The sequence below is a fragment of the Undibacterium sp. WLHG33 genome (genome assembly GCF_049544815.1).
GTDB lineage: Bacteria > Pseudomonadota > Gammaproteobacteria > Burkholderiales > Burkholderiaceae_D > Undibacterium.
In genome coordinates this window covers 3,355,627-3,376,286 of sequence record NZ_CP186697.1, presented here as the reverse complement: position 1 = coordinate 3,376,286, position 20,660 = coordinate 3,355,627, and the positions used below count along the sequence as shown (strand labels likewise).

18 protein-coding genes and 2 riboswitches are annotated in these 20,660 nt (G+C 53.3%); of the genes, 9 read left to right on the top strand and 9 right to left on the bottom strand.

Annotated features, from left to right (window positions below):
* Window positions 1–2: 2 nt before the first annotated feature.
* The 7 genes from ACOTSW_RS15255 (at window position 3) to phnE (ending at window position 5,618) form a co-directional block, all read left to right on the top strand.
* Window positions 3–365 (top strand): response regulator transcription factor, encoded by a 363-nt coding sequence (locus ACOTSW_RS15255; RefSeq protein ID WP_423679937.1) that lies wholly within the window; start codon window positions 3–5, stop codon window positions 363–365.
* Window positions 365–976 carry a chemotaxis protein CheC gene (locus ACOTSW_RS15250; RefSeq protein WP_423679936.1) on the top strand — a complete coding sequence of 204 codons (612 nt, stop codon included), beginning with the start codon at window positions 365–367 and terminating at the stop codon, window positions 974–976. The genes ACOTSW_RS15255 and ACOTSW_RS15250 overlap by 1 nt, the downstream gene beginning before the upstream one ends.
* A complete protein-coding gene (locus ACOTSW_RS15245) occupies window positions 976–1,995 on the top strand; it encodes a diguanylate cyclase (RefSeq protein WP_423679935.1) in 1,020 nt (339 codons plus the stop codon). Before ACOTSW_RS15250 ends, ACOTSW_RS15245 begins: the two co-directional genes overlap by 1 nt.
* A gap of 137 nt (window positions 1,996–2,132) precedes the next feature.
* The gene (locus ACOTSW_RS15240) at window positions 2,133–3,041 is read left to right on the top strand and encodes a putative selenate ABC transporter substrate-binding protein (protein ID WP_423679934.1); all 909 of its coding nucleotides are present in this window, start codon (window positions 2,133–2,135) and stop codon (window positions 3,039–3,041) included.
* Window positions 3,041–3,919 (top strand): phosphonate ABC transporter ATP-binding protein, encoded by an 879-nt coding sequence (locus ACOTSW_RS15235; RefSeq protein WP_423679932.1) that lies wholly within the window; start codon window positions 3,041–3,043, stop codon window positions 3,917–3,919. The genes ACOTSW_RS15240 and ACOTSW_RS15235 overlap by 1 nt, the downstream gene beginning before the upstream one ends.
* A gap of 14 nt (window positions 3,920–3,933) precedes the next feature.
* Window positions 3,934–4,797, top strand: coding sequence for a PhnE/PtxC family ABC transporter permease (locus ACOTSW_RS15230; RefSeq protein WP_423679930.1), 864 nt, complete (start codon window positions 3,934–3,936; stop codon window positions 4,795–4,797).
* Window positions 4,797–5,618: a phosphonate ABC transporter, permease protein PhnE gene (gene phnE, locus ACOTSW_RS15225; protein ID WP_423679928.1), complete on the top strand. Its 822-nt coding sequence runs from the start codon at window positions 4,797–4,799 to the stop codon at window positions 5,616–5,618. The genes ACOTSW_RS15230 and phnE overlap by 1 nt, the downstream gene beginning before the upstream one ends.
* 183 nt (window positions 5,619–5,801) lie before the next feature.
* On the opposite strand, the gene ACOTSW_RS15220 is transcribed toward phnE, so the two are convergent.
* The 3 genes from ACOTSW_RS15220 to ACOTSW_RS15210 form a co-directional block, all read right to left on the bottom strand.
* Window positions 5,802–6,554, bottom strand: coding sequence for an SDR family NAD(P)-dependent oxidoreductase (locus ACOTSW_RS15220; RefSeq protein WP_423679927.1), 753 nt, complete (start codon window positions 6,552–6,554; stop codon window positions 5,802–5,804).
* Window positions 6,555–6,754: 200 nt separating this feature from the next.
* On the bottom strand, window positions 6,755–8,083 hold the full coding sequence (locus ACOTSW_RS15215; RefSeq protein WP_423679925.1) for a choice-of-anchor X domain-containing protein: 1,329 nt from the start codon (window positions 8,081–8,083) through the stop codon (window positions 6,755–6,757).
* Window positions 8,073–8,960: a hypothetical protein gene (locus ACOTSW_RS15210; RefSeq protein ID WP_423679924.1), complete on the bottom strand. Its 888-nt coding sequence runs from the start codon at window positions 8,958–8,960 to the stop codon at window positions 8,073–8,075. Before ACOTSW_RS15210 ends, ACOTSW_RS15215 begins: the two co-directional genes overlap by 11 nt.
* 522 nt (window positions 8,961–9,482) lie before the next feature.
* Here ACOTSW_RS15210 and ACOTSW_RS15205 point away from each other — a divergent pair.
* Window positions 9,483–10,004, top strand: coding sequence for a lipocalin family protein (locus ACOTSW_RS15205; RefSeq protein ID WP_423679923.1), 522 nt, complete (start codon window positions 9,483–9,485; stop codon window positions 10,002–10,004).
* Between the two features lie 37 nt (window positions 10,005–10,041).
* Here ACOTSW_RS15205 and ACOTSW_RS15200 read toward each other — a convergent pair whose 3' ends face one another.
* The 6 genes from ACOTSW_RS15200 to ACOTSW_RS15175 form a co-directional block, all read right to left on the bottom strand.
* On the bottom strand, window positions 10,042–10,986 hold the full coding sequence (locus ACOTSW_RS15200; protein ID WP_423679922.1) for a prenyltransferase: 945 nt from the start codon (window positions 10,984–10,986) through the stop codon (window positions 10,042–10,044).
* Between the two features lie 148 nt (window positions 10,987–11,134).
* Window positions 11,135–11,800, bottom strand: coding sequence for a leucine efflux protein LeuE (gene leuE, locus ACOTSW_RS15195; RefSeq protein ID WP_423679920.1), 666 nt, complete (start codon window positions 11,798–11,800; stop codon window positions 11,135–11,137).
* A gap of 177 nt (window positions 11,801–11,977) precedes the next feature.
* Window positions 11,978–14,857: an aminomethyl-transferring glycine dehydrogenase gene (gene gcvP, locus ACOTSW_RS15190; RefSeq protein ID WP_423679919.1), complete on the bottom strand. Its 2,880-nt coding sequence runs from the start codon at window positions 14,855–14,857 to the stop codon at window positions 11,978–11,980.
* Window positions 14,858–14,946: 89 nt separating this feature from the next.
* A complete protein-coding gene (gene gcvH, locus ACOTSW_RS15185; RefSeq protein ID WP_186883752.1) occupies window positions 14,947–15,324 on the bottom strand; it encodes a glycine cleavage system protein GcvH in 378 nt (125 codons plus the stop codon).
* A 117-nt stretch (window positions 15,325–15,441) separates the two neighbouring features.
* On the bottom strand, window positions 15,442–16,572 hold the full coding sequence (gene gcvT, locus ACOTSW_RS15180) for a glycine cleavage system aminomethyltransferase GcvT (RefSeq protein WP_423679917.1): 1,131 nt from the start codon (window positions 16,570–16,572) through the stop codon (window positions 15,442–15,444).
* A gap of 75 nt (window positions 16,573–16,647) precedes the next feature.
* Window positions 16,648–16,786: riboswitch (glycine riboswitch) on the bottom strand.
* 9 nt (window positions 16,787–16,795) lie between these two features.
* Window positions 16,796–16,903: riboswitch (glycine riboswitch) on the bottom strand.
* 295 nt (window positions 16,904–17,198) lie between these two features.
* Window positions 17,199–18,551, bottom strand: a complete 1,353-nt coding sequence (locus ACOTSW_RS15175) for a DUF2799 domain-containing protein (RefSeq protein WP_423679916.1) — start codon at window positions 18,549–18,551, stop codon at window positions 17,199–17,201.
* 305 nt (window positions 18,552–18,856) lie between these two features.
* Here ACOTSW_RS15175 and ACOTSW_RS15170 point away from each other — a divergent pair, with 305 nt between their 5' ends.
* Window positions 18,857–20,659, top strand: coding sequence for an ABC transporter transmembrane domain-containing protein (locus ACOTSW_RS15170; protein WP_423679914.1), 1,803 nt, complete (start codon window positions 18,857–18,859; stop codon window positions 20,657–20,659).
* The last annotated feature ends 1 nt before the right edge of the window (window position 20,660 follow it).

The following is a 20,660-nucleotide window of genomic DNA, read 5'->3' as shown; positions in this document are numbered from 1 at the left end:
ATATGAAAAAATTACTGATTGTTGATGATAGTAAAGTCTCGCGCATGGTGATCCGTGCCCACGTGAAAGCAGTTCAACCTGACTGGGAATTCATTGAAGCGGCCTCCGGAGAGGAGGCGATCAGGATGGTAGAGCAACACGCACCAGACTTTTGCACCATGGACATCAACATGCCGGGCATGCTGGGGACCGATGCAGCTGAACAGATACTGCAAGCTCACCCGCACATGCGCATTGCTATTTTCTCTGCGAATGTGCAGGACACCATGCAAACACGCGCGCATGCACTCGGCGCTGTTTTTGTCGCCAAACCAGTCACAGAAAAATCGATTGCCATCGTTATCCATCACTTCACGGGCGCATAATGAACTCTTTAAGCGAACTTCATCTCGATGCATTAAGCGAAGTCTTCAATGTCGGTGCCGGCAGAGCAGCTGCCAGCCTGTCTGAAATCGTTGGTGACGAAGTTCGGCTTTCCGTTCCCTCGGTGGAAATACGCAAATCTTCTGAGCTGGATTTAACTGCGATCTCGCTTGACAGCAACCGTTTTGGTACTGTGCATCAGACCTTCCGCGGCTCATTTCAGGCTGAAGCCTTGCTGTTATTCACCGAAGAACATGCGCTCGAAATCGTGCGCGACATGATGGGCTCACAAATCAGCCTGGAGGACCTTGCCGAATTTGAACAGGAAGCAATGTGTGAACTCGGCAACATCATCCTCAATGCCTGCCTGTCGGCGATGGCGGATATGCTCAACATCCCGCTCGACTGTTCACTACCTGACTACACCGTTGCCACCACCGAAGAAATCTTCCGGCGCGTTGCCGACGATCAGACGCAGCCTTACGTGTTGTTACTGCATATAGATCTTGCCATAGAAAAACGCCGTTCCGAGGGACACCTGATTTTTCTGCTGAGTTCGACATCGCTTGAAAGTCTGATTTTTCAGATAGAACGTTATCTGGGAGAAATCTGATGTCAGCTTCCTTACCGCTGGCGCCGTCCGCAACAGCGGAAATCTTAAAGACCATCAATTTAGGTCTGATTGTTGTCAATGCGCAGCAACACGTCGTACTGTGGAATGGTTGGGTTGAAAAATACAGCGGCGTCAGCGCCGGCGAGGCGCAAGGTCAGCACATCAACTCTGCGTTCGCAGAAGCACCGGCGCGGGCATTTTTGACTGCACTCGGCAATACGCTGAATTACGGCTTACCGGTCGTGTTATCAAACGCCCTGCACCGTTTTCCGCTCGCCTTATTTGAGCAGGCCGACGATGTTGGAGAGAAAAAACGTCTGCATCAGTCGATTACCCTGACGCCGCTGAATGTCGACGGGGAACGCTGGTGCATGGTACAGATTTCAGATTCCAGCGCATCCATCAAGCGCGAAAAAATTCTGCGCTCCCATTCTGAAATGCTGAAAAAAGAAGCGACGACAGACAGCCTGACCGGCATCTACAACCGCCGCTTCTTTGATGAACATTATAAAATCGCCCTGGCCAATGCCGCTCGCCAGCAAACATCACTGGCCGTCTTCATGATCGATATTGATTTCTTTAAAGATTACAACGATCACTATGGTCATGTCGCAGGTGATAAAGCCTTGGTACAGGTCGCAACCGGACTCAAAAGCCAGTTGGTCAGAGCCAGTGATGCGATTGCGCGCTTTGGCGGTGAAGAATTTATCGTCATCATGCCGGATATGAGCAAAGAAGGCGCCATACAGTTTGCCGAAAAAATCAGAGCCGCCGTGGCCAATCTGGCGATCCGGCATGAGAAATCGCCGATCAGCGAGCACGTCAGTATCAGTATCGGTTACAGCTGCTATTGCAATGCAGATGGCAGCGATCCCGCGCTGTTACTGAAGACAGCCGATGCGGCTCTGTATGCCGCTAAAAACAATGGCCGGAACAAAGCAATTTTTCTGAAACTGCCGCAGTTACCCCAAACGGCTGACAATACGAAACAAGCGCAGAGCAAAAACAGTGCGGCATAAGATTCTTCAGTCCGGCAGTAAGCATCATCAAGTCATCAAAAAGCTAAACGAGCACTAAATAAACAACCAGCGGCAAGCGCAATGACAGCACGGCTGTCATCCTTACCATCCTCGAATCAACCGACACAGAGAGAATCATGTTGCCAACTCATTCCTTACATATTTCCCGCCCTTCGCGCCGTCGCAGTACAGCTTTGCTCGCAGCCGGTTTACTGGGTCTGCTCGGTTTCAGCGGGTTAAGCATGGCGCAGTCGCAAGTTCAGCAAGTATTACGTGTGTCGGCGATTCCGGATGAAGCACCAACCGAATTGCAACGTAAATTCAAACCTCTGGGCGCATATCTGGAAAAGAAAACCGGCATGAAAATCGAATTCATTCCAGTGACCGATTACGCGGCGTCAGTTGAAGGCCTGATCAATAAAAAACTGGATATGGTCTGGTTTGGCGGCTTCACTTTCGTGCAAGCCAAAGTACGCAGTAAAGATCAGGTGATCCCGCTGGTGCAACGTGAAGAGGATGAAAAATTCAAATCCGTTTTCATCACCACCAACAAAGACATACACAAGCTGGAAGACCTGAAAGGAAAGACCTTCACTTTCGGTTCCGAATCGTCGACGTCCGGCCACCTGATGCCGCGCTCTTATTTGCTGGCGGCAAAAATCAATCCGGATACCGATCTGAAGCGCATTGCGTTTTCGGGTGCGCATGATGCGACTGTCGCTGCGGTTTCCGGCGGCAAGGTTGATGCTGGTGCATTAAATATCTCGGTCTGGGACAAACTGGTAGCGCAGAACAAAGTCGATACCAAACAGGTACGCGTGTTTTACACAACACCCGGCTACTTCGATTACAACTGGACAGTCCGCGCCGATATGCCAGCTGATCTGCGCAAGAAAATCACGGATGCCTTCCTGTCTCTGGACACAAACAAAGCAGAAGATAAAGAAATTCTGGAGCTGCAACGCGCCAGCCGCTTTATTCCAACCAAAGCGGAAAACTACAAAGCGATTGAAGCTGCGGCACACAATGCCGGATTGTTGAAGTAATGGATAGTTCTCCGCAACCGCAAGTGCTCTTGCGGAGTTTGTCTGTCAGGCATCCGCAAACCGCTGCTACGTCTGGCGGCAAACCTTCATTTGCGCTGCAGGATATCGATCTGCAGATCATGCAAGGCGAGCAGATTGCCATCATCGGCCCGTCCGGCGCTGGCAAAACCACCTTGCTGCATACGCTGGCCTGCGCTTATCAGCCGGCGCAGGGTGAATTAATGTTTCAGGGACAGTCAGTCTGGCAACTGTCGCACACGGCGCGTCACCAGCTGCGCCGCCAGTTATTTCTGGCCCCGCAAACACCGCCCCTGCCTGCGCGTCAGCGTGTCGTCACTTCTGTACTGGCGGGATGTCTGCCGCGCTGGTCTCTGCTGACCGCCCTGCGTAACCTGATCAGACCTGTTGATCCGCGCGCAGCGTTTGGGGCGCTGTCGCGCTTTCATCTGCAACACAAGCTGTATGCGCGCGTCGATAAATTGTCCGGTGGTGAACGTCAGCGTTGCGGCCTTGCCCGTTTGCTGCTGTCAGACGCGCAGCTGTTTGTGGTCGATGAACCGCTGTCAGCACTTGACCCGACACTGGCACAGCAAACGCTGGGGACGCTGCAGCAGGAGGCGCGTGACCGCAATGCCACTCTGATCTGCAGCCTGCATCAGGTCGAACTCGCCCGCAGTCATTTCAGCCGGATTATCGGCTTACGTGACGGCAAAATCCTGTTCGACAGCAAACATGTCAGTGACCAGATGATCGCGGATTTATACAAAAACGCGCAATCGCTTAGCGATTCTGACATGCCGTCTGCAAACACGAATGCAGACGCGCCGGATGTGGCTTTTTCCAGCGCAACAGCAACCGGCCAGGCTCGTTGTTTCTGAATTGTTCTGAGCTCATGCACACCGTTTCTGATTCACTTTCCACCACGCAGGCGATTACCGCAGAAATGCCAAGCGATCCAGCATGGCGCAGCCGTGTCACGCTGACACTACTGGCGCTGATCTTACTGTGGCCAGCCTTGCAGCTGACCGAGTTCCGGCCCTGGGCACTGATGGATGCACAAAGCCTCAGCGCAACCGGACGCTTCCTTGCCAATTTTTTCCCGCCGGCGCATGACAAAGAATTTTTGCTGATCGTGCTCGAAGCGACCTGGCAAACCATCGCGATGGCAACCGCTGGCGTCACACTCGCCATCGTCGCCGCGATCCCGATGACGCTGGTGGTGAATGAGCAGTTATCGATTTCGCGCCTCGGCACTGGCCGCATGCATTTCGTCGCGTATGTGCTGCGACAAAGTGTGCGCTGGCTGCTGGTGTTATTGCGCAGCGTGCCGGAACTGGTCTGGGCTTTACTTTTCGTGCGCATCGTCGGGCTTGGCCCTACCGCAGGCGTACTGGCAATCGCCCTCACCTACTGCGGTATGCTGGGCAAAGTGTATGCTGAGATTATCGAAGCCAGCGAACCGCAGGCTACCCGGGTATTACTCGACAATGGCAGCTCACGGCTGGCCGCATTTTTCTATGGCACGCTGCCGAATGCAGCGTCGGAGCTGGTGTCATATACGGTGTATCGCTGGGAGTGTGCGATACGTGGTTCGGTGGTGATGGGCTTCGTCGGCGCGGGCGGATTAGGTCAACGTATGGACGAGTCCATGAAAATGCTGGCAGGCGCCGAAGTATCGACGATGCTGATCGTGTTCGTCTTGCTGGTGGCAGCAGCGGATGCACTCAGTCAGTTTTTCCGCAAAGGTCTGGAATGATGAAACCGTCGCCTATCAACCAGACAGATCCGCTTGCATTACCGCCAGCACCAGCCCTTATCAGTCGCAATACGGCACTGGTGTTGCTGACGCTATTGCTAATGGTGGCCGCCAGTTTTTACAGTCTGCAAATCGACTGGCGCGCGCTGCTCAGCGAAGACGCGATCCGGACCTCGGCAGAGTTCCTGCGCGGTTTCACGCCACCGGATACCGGCAGCGGATTGTTGCAAAAAGTATTTTTTGCAGCGCTGGAGACACTGGCAATGTCCGCCCTCGGCACCCTGATTGCCGCCTTACTGGGATTAGCGATGGCTTTGCCCGCCAGCGGTCGTTTCGGCGTCGTTGCCATGCGCAGTATGCGACTGCTGCTGAATATCCTGCGGGCAATTCCCGAACTGGTATGGGCATCTATCATGCTGATCGCCGCCGGGCTGGGGCCATTTGCAGGCACCGTCGCGCTGGCAGCGCATACCACTGGTGTGCTGGGTCGCCTGTTTGCTGAAACACTGGAAAACCTGCCACCACATGCGGAAACGACTCTGCGTACAAACGGTGTCAGCGCCAGCAGCGCTTTCCTGTATGCGACCTTGCCACAAGGTTTACCGCAGATGCTGTCGTACACTTTGTACCGCTGGGAAAACAATATCCGCGCCGCCGCTATTCTCGGTGTTGTCGGTGCAGGCGGACTCGGGCAAATGCTGAAATACCACTTATCACTGTTTCAGATGCCGACAGCGGCGACCGTCATTATCGCCATGCTGATCCTGGTCGCTCTGGTGGATGCACTCAGTTTTGCGATACGGCGCTGGCTGATGCGCTAGCAGCCACACAACCTGTTTGCAGCGAGATCTGATTTTCATCAAAAATGGGGAGCATCCATTCATTTCGCGATAATCTCAGCGTCAATAAAGGGGCTTATAAAATACTCCCCCCAGTATATTTAAGCCGTTTGGGTGGATAAAAAAAAGGCCGCTAAGCGGCCTTGATCACAGCGGTATAGAAAATCAGGATTTACCGGCAGTAAAACCACCATCGACCAGCAAATTAGCGCCGGTCACAAAACTGGCTTCGTCACTCAGCAAAAACACGACCGCATTCGCCACTTCCTCAGGGCGCCCGAGGCGACCGACAGGATGCAGACTGATTAAAGCTTTGCGCATATTCTCGTCCAGCAGCGACAGCAAAGGTGTGTCGATATAGCCCGGCGCAACAGCATTGACCCGCACACCTTTTGCCGCCGATTCCAGCGCCAGCGTGCGGGTCAGATTGACTACGCCACCTTTCGCCGCAGAATACGCCGCCGTCATGCTCTGGCCGAACACACCGAGTATCGATGCACAGTTAACGATGCTGCCACTCCCCTGCTGATACATCTGACGCAAGGCAGCGCGGGCGATCCGGAACACCCCCATCAGGTTGATATCGATCACGCGCAGAAACTCTTCATCGGTGTAAGTATCGGCCGGGCTCATGCCGCCTATGCCAGCGTTATTGAACACACCATCGACGCTGCCCAATGCAGACACCGTGCGCGCAATCAGCTCGTCGGCCTGTACAGTCGAGGTCACATCTGCCGCCATAAAAAGACACTTTCCGGCAAAGCGCGCATCCAGATCGCGGGCAGTCTTTTCGTTGGCTGCAGTCGCTAAATCAGCAATTACAACATTCGCCCCTTCTTGCAGACAACGTTCTGCAGTTGCAAGCCCGATACCGCTGGCACCGCCGGTGATGACAATGTTTTTATCTTTCAAACGCATCATAGTTCTCCTGAAGTTAACACGGGACACTCATACTGCTCATGTCGGATGAGCACGATCATGCTTAATCAGATTACATCCATTTCGCCATTAACGTGATGAGAAAACGCAAAAATAAAGCAGGTAACCTGAGCTGAACCGGGGCGTCAATTATCCGCTGATGTTGAAGCACCGCGGCGGCGTTCATATCCGGATCCGGCTCAGCTTTTCGCTTTTTTATTTCTGCTGCACTCGCTTTGTGGCAAGGCCTGACGCTCCATCTCCGGATCAAATTTCAACAAAGCAGATTTGGCCTGCGCCACATCCTTGCTGAATTCGGTGATGTAACGGCTGCGTTCCTCGCTGTTCCATTCGGCATCCGAAAAAGTCTTCAGCGGATAAGTTTTGCTGATATAGGCGCTTCCTTGCAGACGCGGCATCAGCGCACGGTCAGGATCGGTATTTTCCTTGAGCAGATAGGCATCGACATCACGCAGGGTCAGCGGCATGGCCGGTTGCTGATCGCGCAGCAGATTGCCTGCCACCGTCAGCGGAATATCATTGCTGCCCTGCGGCAGCAGGTCGTTAAAAGTCACCAGCGCAAATGGTTTCCCTTTCGCATCATCGACACGGCCATTGACGATGTAACGCCCCGGCGTGTTGACGTTGGCTTTCAGGATAAATCTGAGTGACCCGCCCTCGGTCGATTCACGGATATGACCGGTCCAGATGGCGGGTGTTTCAGGTGAGTAAATCACATCGAAAAAAACGACGCCGGTCTGCCCATTCACCACATAATTTAATTCAGTGCGTATCGTGCCGTTGAAACCGGCAAAGCCGGTCTGAGCTGGTGCCAGCATGCCGCTATATACGCCATCGCCGGCGATCGCATCGCCTTCGCGGCCGGTATCTGACAACGGTACCGGCACGGGAGACGTTTCACGCGCGCCCGCATACACCAACCCGCGCGCAATGGCTTTATCGACACTGAGTATGAGAGGCTTGCCGGACGGGTCAGTCGCCCTGATGGTGAATATGACGCTTTCTCCGGCCGCCAGATAAACACGTGACTGTGTCGTCTGGATCTGAATTTCTTTGTCCGTTCCGCCGCCTTTTTTCCGCATAGGATGCGATTCCGCCACCGGCTGATTCGGATAAACCTGATCCGGATGCTCACTCATCGGGCGGGAATGATGCGGGTAACGGGTTGACTCAACATAATTGCACAGCGTCTGATCCGCCTGCTCCAGCTGCGCCACCAGCAACTGGCGCTGCGCCTCTCTGGATAAGGTTTCTGTTACTGGCGCCGCACCGGCCACCGCTGGCATAGCGAGAAACCGCTCACTCTTTGGAGCGGTCGCAGCAACCTGAGCGGCCGGTGTTTCGGGAAACCAGTTCCAGCCTGCTGCCACGATCACGGCCAACACCAGGACGATGATGGCAATGAACTTGTAACGCAGAAATCCACCGGCACCGGAAGCCTGACCGCCACCAACTGATGGCGGTTGCTGCTGGTGCCTTGAGCGTGAAGATGCAGGCTTACGTCGCATTACTTACCATCGCCGCACGCACGACAGAAATAATGCCCTGCCAGTTACTGTTGGCGTAGTGATTGTAGGCTTCCGCATCATCCCTGAAGCTGACGGAGTGATAGCTCCATTTGACCGAGCCGCCCTCGTTCGCCGCAGTCCCCAGCGTCAGATCATTACAGAGCCAGTCACTCGGATTGCATAAGGATTGCCCGGCGGAACCGGCAACGCCACCAGTGCTGTGATAAGCCACCGCTTCATCATCCTGACCTGGCAATATCCCGGAATACACTGTGCCTTTGGCACCGGCGTACATATAGAACCAGATATTACGGGTCTGATTGTGGTTGTACATGGCCCTGGCAGTCGTGGTTTTCAGATCTTTCACCAGCGGTTCAGACAACGCCCAGGAGCCAACATCAGACAATTCCGAACCACCGCCTGCGCCCGACGCCGTTCTGACCCACTTGATATTCCAGCCTACCTGCGTCGTACCGTCGCTGTTACCGCACTGCCCAGAGGAATTGGCGACCGCATTTTTCTTGGTTCGTGTCGAGCCACCGTAATTGGCCAGTGTGTAACCCAGCATCAGGTCACCGGCGCTGTGCGTGGCGACATAACACCAGTTATTGCCGGTGCAGAAACAATCAAGCGCATCACGTATCTTGCCGTTTTCAGACGCAATGCTGTTGTAGCCATCCCAGTTCACCGCTTTTTTATTCACGCCGGCTGCCGTGGACGAAGGTCCCCAGTAAGTGAAGCTGTTGTAGTCACCGACCACACCACCGCCGCCGCGGCCATTAATCCACAGGGTGTAATTAGTCGCACTGGCGATGCTGGAAATCGCGGCGAGCGATAACAGCATCAGGGTAATCATTATCCGCATTAACTTCATCATTCAACTCCTTGTTGAGTACAGCCTGGACGAAAAACCATGGAATACAGAAAAACAGGAACGAAAACAACCGAGCCATCCGACGCACGCGCATACGTCGGTCGGTAGCCGCGAACACAGACAGCCAGATCGCAGCGCAGTATCGAAATCAATGACTATGATGTCAACTGGCAATGCAACAAAAAAGTCTCTTCTGATCGCGGACAAAAGACGGCGGAAAGCAGTAAAGCTGATAAAAACACTATGGATGCGGAAACATATCCCGCGAATTAGAGTTAAGTCTCTAAACAACATACGGCAAGCCGCGTGACCAATTACCTGTCACATAAAAAGTGCAGACCGAGATAAAAATACTCAGGATCAGAGTACGTCATTCACTGTACATACATGTGCATACCGGTAGCCACGCATATCCGGGAACAATAGTAAAATTCTGTCGCCACAAACCAGAGTCAAATCAGGTGAAAGGTATTTTCTTCCACAGATCACAAGACTAACTCCATGTGTAAAACCTTAAGTTCTTTGATGAAGTTCCTGCTGATCAGCGTATCGGCAATAGAGCTGATGGCATGTACCAGTACGTCATATCCCCCCATGCCTGTTGTCAGTGAAGTCAATCTGCAACGCTATGAGGGTAAGTGGTATCAGATTGCTCTGATTCCAAATCGCTTTCAGTCCATGTGCGTCAGTGACACCAGTGCGGAATATGTTGCGCAAGGCGACAGCATTCGGGTGATTAACCGTTGTCGTAAAGCCGACCAACGCATGGAGGAAGCGATTGGCGTCGCCGAACCGGTTGCAGGCAGTAACAATGCGAAATTACGCGTCAGCTTTTTCCGCCCGTTTTATGGCGACTACTGGATACTCGATCTGGACCGCGACTATCAATGGGTACTGGTTGGCGAGCCATCGAGAAAATACGGCTGGATACTCTCCCGCACACCGGTACTGAATCAGGAAACGCTGCAGCGTATATGGGCAAAAGCGGAGTCACTGGGCTATCGTCAGCAAGACTTTCAGATCAGTCCGCGCTCATCTGAAAAGTAAAAATGATGTCAGCGCTCCCGCCTGTCATTGTTGCTCTTCAGAATATGGAAGCAACAATGATAGCGGTGGATAATAGTAAGCCGTGTAACACTGCCGCAGCAATCGTCTGTTGTATAGCGGGCGTTAGCAAGGATGGAGTACCGGAACTCCGCACCAGGGTTGTACTTGCCTGAATCGAAAAAACTGCCGGAGCTAAAGCTGACAGCGCCAGCCACGGTAAAGCACCACTCCATACCGCCGCTGTGAGCCAGCCATATGCAGCCGCAGCGATAATCGCATATAACCAGCGTGCCCGATGGTGTCCCAGGCGTACGACCCAGTGACGCTTACCGGCCACACCATCCGCTTTCAGGTCGGGAAACTGATTGATGAACAGCAGATTGGTCACCAGTAAAGCGTAACTGCTTACCGCAATCAGCGGTGTAGCTGAAACAGCGCCGCGCTGGACAACATCCGCTCCCAGCGCGATCAGGGCAAACCCTGACCAGACTGCGAATTCACCCAATCCGCGGCTATTCAGTTTACACGGCGGAGCAGAGTATGCCCAGCCGATGAATAAGCCTGCAGCCCCTATCCATAGCAGGCTGGCATCCGACATCATGGTCAGCCATACACCAGCCACCATCACCAGCAACATGAGTATGCTGCCGAAGATGGCGGTTTCACGGAGTGTTAAAACGCCGTTCTGAATGAAGCGACTGCCTCCCGTAAAAGGAAAAATGCGTTCGCGGTTCACATCGTCGGTACCGTTCAGCGCGTCATAGTAATCATTGAGCACATTAATACCGGCATGCGCGACCAGCGCAAACAGCAAGGTGATCACTGCCGTCAACGGATGCAACCGTACGCCATCGGCACAAGCACTGGCAAGACCGATTAAGGCCGCAACCAGGGTAACACTCAGAAATGCAGGCCGCGTTGCCATCAGATACCGCAACGCAGGATTTGCCATATTATCGATCGTGGGTTCAACCGCAGACATAAGTTCTCAGACTAAGTAAAAATGCTGGTGATATCAGGTACACCAGTGCCAGTCAAAAAAAAGTACAGTCATCATTTTGCAGCACGCTGTGAACCGATGACGATAACAATGTTTGCTTTATCTCAACCGAAGCGCTGAAGTGCTTTATTTACAACGTAGCACTCGCCAGTTTGACACCAAAACCGATAAACATTGCGCCGACACCGCCCGACATGACCGCAGCAAGCCGCCGGCGCTGGCGGAAAGACTCTGCCAGTCTGGCTCCGGCGAAAATAATCAGTGTCAGATAAGTGAAACTGGTCAGTTGACAAATCAGTCCCAGCACGCAATACGACAGCAGCGGCGCGTGGAATTCAGGGTCTACAAACTGAATGAAGAAAGAGATAAAAAACAGAATCGCCTTAGGATTCATCAGACTTATGATTAAGGCTTTTGCAAACGGATCGCCGGCCTGAACCGGCAGCACCTTCGCAGCAACCACCACTTGTCTCGCTTTCAGCATGTTCAGGCAATGCAGCAACATCTGAATACCTATCCAGCCAAGATACGCAGCACCGGCATATTTCACTGCATAAAACAAACCGGCATTACTTTTCAGCAGCGCCGCCATCCCTCCGGCAGACAGCACCATCAGCACCAGATCACCGACAAATATTCCGCAAGCACCACGATAACCTGCGCCCACGCCACGCTGCGCTGCAACGCTCAGCACATAAAGTGAATTGGGTCCAGGCAGCAAAACAATAAAAATCGTCCCTAACAGAAAAGTCCAGAAATCAGAGATGCCAAAGCTGGCATGAATCAAAGCATTCATGTGAAATGTCGGATAAATATGGGTGAACAGACACCATCATAACAGCGCGGGATCAAAATACACCGCCAGATTATCGGAGATGTGATGCAAGGAATGTGCTTTTGGTGGTGCAGAATATAAATGTAAAAAAGGCTGGTGCAAACACCAGCCTTTTTTTACTTACGAACTCAATAGAGATTACTGATAATCCGACAGCGGTACGCAAGAGCAGAACAGATTACGGTCGCCATACACATTATCAGCGCGACCGACCGGCGCCCAGTATTTCTGATGACGCAGGCTGGCCACCGGATAAGCCGCCACTTCACGGCTGTACGCATGATTCCATTCCGCAGACAACAAGGTCTGGATGGTATGCGGCGCGTGTTTCAGCGGATTATCTTTCGCATCAAACTCGCCACTGGCCACTTTGGCGATTTCTTCACGGATAGTGATCATGGCGTCGATGAAGCGATCCAGTTCCGCCAGTGATTCACTTTCTGTCGGTTCTATCATCAGCGTGCCAGGAACCGGGAAGCTCATGGTCGGTGCATGGAAACCAAAGTCGATCAGACGCTTTGCCACGTCTTCATTCGAAATGCCTGTTGCATCAGTCAGTGGGCGCAGATCAAGAATACATTCATGTGCTACCAGACCATCATGACCTGCATACAGCACAGGGTAATGCGGTGCCAGGCGCTTGGCGATGTAATTTGCTGCTAGGATTGCTGTTTCCGTAGCCGCCTTCAGACCCTCGGCACCCATCATGGCGATATACATCCATGAGATCGGCAAAATCGATGCAGAGCCAAACGCAGCGGCACTAACAGCAGATATACCCTGTTCGCCACGAACATAGCCGGTCGATGTCTGATTCGGAAGGAATTGCGCCAGATGCGCACCGACTGCAACCGGACCAACACCAGGTCCACCACCACCATGCGGAATACAGAATGTTTTATGCAGATTCAAATGGCTGACGTCACCACCGAATTTACCCGGTGCCGCCACGCCAACCAGCGCATTCATGTTCGCACCGTCAACATATACCTGACCGCCATGCTGATGAACGATCTCGCATAATTGCTGGATACCCTCTTCAAAGACACCGTGAGTGGATGGATACGTCACCATCACCGCAGCCAGATTGGCACTGTGTTTTTCAGCTTTCGCCTGCAAATCTGCCAGATCGACATTACCGCGGTCATCACAGGCCACGACCACGACTCCCATCCCCGCCATTGCAGCGGACGCCGGATTTGTGCCATGTGCCGACGAAGGAATCAGGCAGATATTGCGGTGATGATCGCCACGTGACTCGTGATATTTCTTAATGACCAGCAAACCTGCGTACTCCCCTTGCGAACCAGCATTCGGTTGCAAGGAGACAGCCGCGTAACCCGTTGCTGCACACAACATCGCCTCGAGCTGGTTAATCATTTCGCGATAACCGACGGTCTGATCATCCGGTGCAAACGGATGGATATTGGAAAACTCAGGCCAGGTCACCGGGATCATTTCAGATGTCGCGTTGAGTTTCATCGTGCAGGAGCCCAGCGGAATCATGCTGCGATCCAGCGCCAGATCTTTATCAGCCAGACTACGCAGATAACGCAGCATTTCATGCTCTGCATGATAGCGACTGAAAGTAGGATGCGTGAGGAACGCACTGCTGCGTACCAGTGTTGATGGTACGGCTTCTGTCGCTGCGGCTTCAAGCGCAGCGAAATCAGGCACATTTTTACCCTGCGCAAATACCGTCAGTAAGCTGACGACATCTTCACGCACCACGGTTTCGTCAAGCGAGACGCCGACTTGGTTTTTGCTGATCTGACGCAAATTCATACCAGCCGCCGTTGCTGCTGCATGCACTGCAGCGGCATCACTCACATTGATGGTCAGCGTATCGAAATAGGTGCTGTTCGCCAGACTCAAACCAAGTTGCTGCACGCCTGCCGCCAGCATTGCCGTGTAACGCTGTACGCGCTGGGCGATACGGCGCAGACCGTCCGGGCCGTGATAGACGGCATACATCGACGCCATCACCGCCAGCAAGACCTGCGCTGTACAGATATTCGATGTCGCTTTTTCGCGGCGGATATGCTGTTCGCGGGTTTGCAATGCCAGACGATACGCTTGCTGACCTTGCGCATCGACAGTCACACCAACCAGACGACCCGGCATGCTGCGTTTGAACGCATCGCGTGTCGACATATAACCTGCGTGCGGGCCACCAAAACCCAGCGGCACACCAAAACGCTGGCTGTTACCGACAACCACATCAGCACCCCACTCGCCCGGTGGCGTGATCAAGGTCAGCGCCAGCAGATCAGCGGCAGCAATCACCATGCCGCCTTTTGCATGAATCGCGGCGGCGTATTCACGATAATCACGCACATCGCCATTCACACCAGGGTATTGCAGCAGAACACCGAAACACTCGTTTTCCAGCGCATCTGTGCCATTGCAAATACGCACTTCAATGCCCAAGGGCTTTGCCCGTGTGTGAATAATTTCCAGGGTTTGCGGCAACACGTCGGCGGCTACATAAAACACATTGGAATTGGATTTGCCGACACGTTGAATCAGCGTCATCGCTTCTGCCGCAGCAGTGCCTTCATCGAGCATGGAAGCATTGGCGATATCCATGCCAGTCAGATCGGTGATCATGGTCTGGAAATTCAGCATCGCTTCCAAACGCCCCTGAGAAATTTCAGGCTGATATGGCGTATAGGCCGTATACCAGGCTGGATTTTCAAAGATGTTCCGCAGAATTACGCCCGGCGTATGCGTGTTGTAATAGCCTTGTCCAATGAAAGACTTGAGCACTTTATTTTTACCTGCAAGCGCTTTCAATTGCGCCAGCGCAGCCTGCTCCGTTTTCGGTTCAGTGAAGTCAGCCAGCGGCAAGACATCGTGACGACGAATGTTCGCAGGCACAATCGCATCAATCAGCGCGGTACGGTCAGCATAGCCAAGCACTGCCAGCATCTTCGCTTGTTCAGCGTCAGACGGAGCAATATGGCGGGAAATGAAAGCGTCAGTGGCTTCCAGTTGAGACAAAGAAGGACGGGTCATGGTAGATGAACGGCAGGAAGTGTTCTGGGGGAAATCCGCCGGCGCTGACATCGTTGCCTGCGCCGGTCGGAAAAATAGTTGCGTCAGGATCAGCCGATATTCTTAGCGTAAGCTTCAGCGCTCAGCAAAGCGTCAACGTCCGCTGCATTCGCTGGTTTCAGCTTGAACAGCCATGCACCGAACGCATCGGTATTCACTGATTCTGGCGCATCAGCCAATGCTTCATTCACACCAACCACTTCACCGCTGACTGGTGAATAAATATCGCCAGCTGCTTTGACGGATTCAACCACCGCACATTCTTTTCCAGCGGTCTGCGTTGAGCCAACTTTTGGCAATTCCACGTACACGATATCGCCCAGTGCATCTTGTGCGAAGTCGGTGATGCCGACTGTCAGCGTGCCATCGGCTTCAACGCGTACCCATTCGTGGGAGGATGTGTATTTCAAATCTGCTGGTACATTCATGGTGGACTCCGGAGTGTTAATTCTTCAAAAAGGAAAATGCTAAAAATAATGCTTAAATTTTGCGGCGACATTTTTCGGCTGCCAGATTGCCGGCAGCCGCTTGCTGCGTAATAAAAATCAGACAGCGAGAATTTTACCGTTGCGTACAAACGGTAATTTCACCACCGTTGCCGCGAGTTGCTTATCGCGGATCACCACATGCACAGTGTCGCCGATGGCAACACCCATAGGCAGACGCGCCAGCGCAATCGCTTGTTGCATCGTCGGGCTGAAAGTACCGCTGGTGATTTCACCGTTGCCTTGCGCTGTCACAACTTGTTGATGTGCACGCAGGATGCCGCCTTTTTCGCGCAGAATCAGACCGAGGAACTGCGCTTTCTGACCTTGTTCCAGCAAGGCTTGCTTACCGGTGAAATCACGTTCAGTGACCAGATCGATCGTCCATGCCAGACCGGCATCAAGCGGATTGACGGACTCATCCATATCCTGACCGTAGAGATTCATCCCGGCTTCCAGACGCAAAGTATCGCGCGCGCCCAGACCGGCAGGTTTGACGCCGACTGCAGCCAGTGCATTCCACAAATCATTGACACGGTCTGCCGCCACTGCAATTTCGAAACCGTCTTCGCCGGTATAACCAGTGCGCGCCACCATCACTTCACCGTATGCAGTGCCTTCAACGATGACTGCATTGAATGGTTTGATGTCGGCGCTGGTGGCTTTCGTTTCCGGCAGCACTTCCCATGCTTTGGCGCGCGCATTCGGTCCTTGTACTGCGACCAGTGCAAACGCATTCGCGCCGTCGCGACGCTGAGTGATCGTGATGCCGCTGTTCGTTGCAGCGTTGCGGGCATTCATCCAGGCGACATCTTTTTCTGCTGTGCCAGCGTTGACGACGAGGCGGAACCAGTTTTCATTGAAGAAGTAAACAATCAGATCGTCGATCACAGTGCCTTCTGGTTTCAGCATGCAGGAATACAGCGCTTTGCCCGGCACTTGTAATTTATCGACGTTGTTGGCGACCAGACCGCGCAGGAAAGCACGGACGTTGTCGCCGCGCAGATCGACCACGCACATGTGCGACACATCGAACATACCGCAATCAGTACGTACCGCATGATGTTCTTCGATTTGGGAACCATAGTTGACGGGCATATCCCAGCCGCCGAAATCAACCATTTTTGCGCCAGCCGCACGATGGGCTGCATTGAGAGGTGTTACTTTGAGTGATGTCGCTGCTTGCGTCATGAATGCCTCGTTACCAGATTAGAAGGGACGAACAAACGCACGCTGACGAACATAGCTCGCCGCATGCGAAAAATCGCATACCCCTCTGTCCTGATACCTGAGAGATTACGAGTGCAAAATCATTTGCAGTCCCGTGCGCACCTTCGGTGGGTAGTACGGCGAATATTTATAAAAATAAACATATCTGCCGCTACCGCTCTCCAGAGTGTGAGGCATCTGCATGCCCCGCTGACCGGTCCTTTTGCCTGAGAGTTTTTGGGTTGTAGCCCCTTCGGCGGCTGTGCATGCGATCAATCAGATCAATGTCACGGCGCTCTCCCGATCAAGTCGCACGATTATATAAGGCTTAGTTCGGCTTGGATAGCTTTGCCGCCAGCAGAAGCCAATTATTTCAGCGAAATGCGACAAACGTCTTATCTCAGACAGGTGATGCAGGAAATGCTTGCAAAGGCCTTTTTGGGGCAAAAATATACTCCCCTCCAGTATATTCTGAGGCCCTTTGTTTATAAGGACATCAGGGCAGATATATGAAATATCGGGGGGAGTATATGAAAATTCACCCGAAATTAGCGCGAAGTAGCCATTACATAGCAATCCGGCAGTTGCACAATACGGTGTCAGCCCGCTCACAACCGCAGATCGCGTTTTATTTGCTGTAATTGCTGTTCATAACGAAATTCACGGCTGCGTATATCGTCGATACGGCGGCGCAACGATTGCAACTGGTCGCGCAGCTCGTTGCGGTCACGTTCATTTTTCCGGTCAGCATTCGCGTTATCCTGATTATTCGGACGATTTTTATCATCCTGATTACGACGTATTTCTGCCTCAAGACGATTCAGCCTTTGCTCGGTATCGCGATATTTATCCTGTTGCTCACCGATCTCGCGATGCAAAGACCGTGAACGGTGGCTGATATCTTCATAATCGCGCCCGCTCATCTGCGCCTGTTGCAGACGGAACTGCAAAGACACAGGGCAGACTTCAATTGCCATACGCTGATTCTGGCGCGCCCAGTTAAACGCATTATCGACCGTACAGTAAGCGGCATTCTGGCGGTTCCACGCTTGCGTGTAGATGTCACGCGTCTGCGGTATGACGAACACCTGATCGTTGCGCGTATTGTTCATCCGCTGTTCAAGCTGGAAAGGCTGACCGTAACCATCTGCGGTTCCCGCCTCTTCCCAGTATTGCATCAGCCGGCGCTGCCACTGCTGCTGATATTCTGCTTCCATGATTTTCAGACCACGGCGTCTGGCATCGTCGCGGCGCAGCTGAATATCGCGCCCGCTGACGGCATCATTCCAGCCCAATTGCTTCCAGTATTCCACGATCTCACGGTTCCAGCCGTTGTGATACGCATCCTCACGCACAAGCAGCTCACGACTTTTCGCCGCAGCAGCATGGCTTGTCAACGTCGTATCGGGTATGCCGACGTGGGCATCCTGATATCCGAGGTTTTCCCAATAGCTGTAATTACCTTCGCTCCAGCCCTGACGATAAGCATCGGCACGAAAACCCGCGCTGCCAGGATTCGTCGCATGCACTTTTTCTTCGCTGGCATTGCGCCCGGCCTTACCATCGTTCATGCCGGTATTAAACCAGTATTCATGAATGCCCTGCTGCCATCCCTGTTCGTAAGAAGGCTGATTCAGGGGCGTGTGCAGATCGCGGATACGTGCAGAAGTGCTTTGCACCAGATATTGCGTTACCGGAAAAGCTTTGCGCCCATCGTCCCGTCCGAGTTGATACCAGAATTGCTGGTTACCGGTCACCCAGCCAGTTTCATATAACCCCGCAGATTCGGCGCGGATTTTATCGGCATCCACCGAGACGCAAAAACGACGGCGTTCTTCGAAATTTCTGTCCAGACCATCCTTGCCGTCTTTGTTACCTATGAGTTGCCAGTCACCACTGCGACAGTCATTCATGCGATTGATGGTGCTCTGACATGCGCTCAACAACAGCACAACTGTCATGGCGCAGCAACTCAGTAATGTACGTACTCCATAGTCAGAAAGGCGCATGATAAAAAAGAGAGAAGTCAGGAAGAGCTGCTACAACGGCTGCCACGGCAATATTGTTGACAGCGAGACAAAACAAACGCGCGAACCTCACCAGCCACAAGCTCATCCCATATTCGCCGGCAGAAACCGCAGCAGCCTGTTACATTTCCATACCAGCTTGCTCATTGCCCGCGCTTGATTTCCTGCTGAAGGTCTTCATGTAGCTGTTTCGCTATCTCGCATACACTCCAATCACCATCCAACCAACGATATCCATTATGAGCACAGACATTCCCAAGGAACGCAGCAGCCTGAGCACACTCAAAGGATTGCTCCCTTTCCTGCTCCCCTATCGCCGCCAGTTCATTCTTGCCGGTATCGCTTTGCTGGTTGCCGCCGGTGCGACGCTGGCGATTCCGGCAGCCTTCCGGCAGATGATTGATCTGGGCTTTGCTCACAACGAGCAAGGTAACATCGAGCATGTGGATCTGACCTTCCTCGCGCTGTTTGGCGTTGCCTGCGTTCTGGGCATCGCGACGGCCGCCCGCTTTTACATGGTGTCATGGCTGGGTGAACGTGTCACCGCCGACATCCGCAATGCCGTGTATTCGCATGTGGTCACGCAGAGTCCGCAGTTTTTCGAAACCACGCAAACCGGCGAAGTGTTGTCGCGCCTGACCACCGACACCACACTGATACAAACGGTGGTTGGCACCAGCATTTCGATGGCGCTGCGCAATGTCCTGCTGTTTATCGGTGGTCTGGTGATGCTCTTTATCACCAGCATCAAACTCTCGTCCATCATCATCGTGATGCTGGCACTGGTGGTGTTGCCGATTATTTTGTTCGGACGCAGGGTCCGCAAGCTGTCGCGTGACTCCCAAGACAAAATCGCTGATGCGTCTGCGATTGCCGGTGAAATTCTGAATGCAATGCCGACGGTACAGGCATTTACACATGAACACATCGAAGCACGACGCTTTGCAGATTCGGTCGAAAACGCATTTGGCACCGCTATGCGCCGCATACGCGCACGTTCGCTGCTGACCATGATGGCGATCTTGCTGGTGTTCGGCGCCATCGTCTTCGTGCTGTGGCTGGGGGCCCGTGCGGTCATGGACGGCACGATGAGCGGCGGCGAACTCGGACAATTCATTCTGTATGCCTCCATCGTCGCCGGTGCGCTGGGCGCATTATCGGAAGTCATGGGCGACGCCCAACGTGCTGCCGGTGCGACTGAACGCCTGCTGGAATTAATGGAAGTGCAGTCACCGATACAAAATCCGGCACATCCGCGTGCTTTACCACCACGTGCAGTAAAGCAAACGGGCGGCGCAAGTTTATTGATACGCGATATCCGCTTTCATTATCCATCGCGCCCGGATACCGCCTCGATTGCAGGCGTCACGCTGGATATTCCCGCCGGACAGACGATTGCTGTCGTCGGTTCTTCCGGCGCAGGAAAAACGACTTTATTCCAATTACTGCTGCGCTTTTATGATCCGCAAAGCGGAGAAATCCAGCTCGATGGGGTGAATATCCGCGACCTCGATCTGCACACCTTACGCAATGCGATTGGCGTCGTACCGCAAGAGACCATCATCTTTTCGGCGAATGCGATGGACAACATTCGCTATGGCCGCGCTGACGCCAGCGATGCTGAAGTGATCGCCGCCGCAAAAATGGCGGCAGCCCACGAATTCATAGAAAAGCTGCCGGAAGGCTATCAGTCATTTCTCGGTGAACGCGGCGTGCGCCTGTCGGGCGGCCAACGGCAGCGGATTGCGATCGCGCGTGCCTTGCTGAAAAATCCGCCATTACTGTTACTGGATGAAGCCACCAGTGCGCTGGATGCCGAATCAGAACGTCTGGTGCAAGGTGCACTGGAAGTCGCGATGCAAGACCGCACCACGCTGATTATTGCGCACCGCCTGGCGACAGTGCAGCGGGCCGATAAAATCATCGTGATGGAACATGGTCGCATCGTTGAAACCGGCACCCATGCCAGTCTGGTTGCGCAAGGCGGCGTCTATGCCAAACTGGCTGCATTGCAGTTCAACCTGACATCGGAAAACGCCTGAG